This window comes from Pseudomonas sp. MD195_PC81_125, from assembly GCF_014060985.1.
Classification (GTDB): Bacteria; Pseudomonadota; Gammaproteobacteria; order Pseudomonadales; family Pseudomonadaceae; genus Aquipseudomonas; species Aquipseudomonas parakoreensis.
Genome location: NZ_JABULD010000731.1, coordinates 1 through 754, shown reverse-complemented (window position 1 = coordinate 754; position 754 = coordinate 1). Strand labels below are relative to the sequence as shown.

Annotated in this window: 1 protein-coding gene; it reads right to left on the bottom strand. The window is 51.2% G+C overall.

The window, feature by feature from the left end:
• The coding region (locus HT737_RS28590; protein WP_182404495.1) for an ATP-binding protein at positions 1 to 236 on the bottom strand (236 nt) is incomplete at its 3' end.
• Between the last annotated feature and the right edge of the window lie 518 nt (positions 237 to 754).

Below are 754 nucleotides of genomic sequence, written 5' to 3'. Positions count from 1 at the left end.
CTCCATTTCGAATCTCTTCCTGTTATCAAAGGGCTTCCACTACCTTTTTCGGTGCGAATCCTTGCAACAAGCCAGCTCAGCGATGTGGCCAATGACTTCAGAATTGTGGATTTGCCAGCGCCGTTATTTCCCACGATGACTGTAATGTTCGATAGGTGGTTCTCGGTGGGCGCGAGATCGATGGTCAATTTGTCGAAGCGGCCAACATCCGCGAGTTTAAGTTTGATGATTTCCATTACAACGCTCTTAGAGGGGCGGTCGGCTTGAAAGCAATTACGGGCATTATGTCACTCCCGGCCACGTATGGATTCCGTGGAGTTTAGATACATTCGTTCGCGTCGGTCATCCTTAAAAATGGTTTCTGCATGTGCCCATCAAAATGTGTTGCGTAACGCCCTTCAATTGCCTCGGACGTTTCCTTCAAACCGCGGCGGCGTTGGTGAACTGGTGGCTTGAGTCGTACGCCGATAACCTCATCGGGCCGCTGCAAAATCAGCGGTCGGATGTGGAAGTCCGAGGATGACAGGGAAGCGTATGTGCGCCCGTGACCACATGTTGGTATTTTTTATGCCACCATCGTCTATGCAGCTATGCGCAGGAGCACTCTCAAGTGCACCGGGTTTCTCTGACCCCGGACTTCCACACCTGCGCCAAAGCTGCCACCCTCTCGTGGAAGGGAGTTCGGCAGTTTTCTCTCTAATGTCAGAGGTATTCACACATGAAAAAAACAGATCCAAACAGGCCAAGAAACTCC